This window comes from Christiangramia aquimixticola (assembly GCF_048285835.1).
Lineage (GTDB): Bacteria > Bacteroidota > Bacteroidia > Flavobacteriales > Flavobacteriaceae > Christiangramia > Christiangramia aquimixticola.
The window spans coordinates 1-310 of record NZ_JBLVTL010000180.1; the positions used below are offsets into that span (position 1 = coordinate 1).

A 310-nucleotide genomic window follows, 5' to 3' on the forward strand; every position below is an offset into this window, starting at 1 on the left:
GGAATAGATAGTGGAAAACCCGGGAGAAAATTTCCCAATCGATCGATCGCATAGATTTGTTCCTCTGTGGCGAAGAGTAATTGCAGTTTCCCATTTTTGAAAAAGTCGATCTGGAACGCGTCTGAAATCACTGGTCCTGAAAGGGGAATAGTATAAACCTGCTCACCATCAGAATTGAGGAGGTAAAGGACGTGATCTTGATCCTGAATGACGAGATCTTGGGTGTTGTCATTAAAGTTTTTGATCACTTTTGGGCCATAGGTGATCTGTTGGCCAAGACTGATTTGCTTTCCTGATACCAGCTCAAATG

1 pseudogene is annotated in these 310 nt (G+C 42.9%); it reads right to left on the reverse strand.

The window, feature by feature from the left end:
- Positions 1 to 310: pseudogene (locus ACNKXV_RS14030) on the reverse strand (hypothetical protein); the annotation flags it as partial.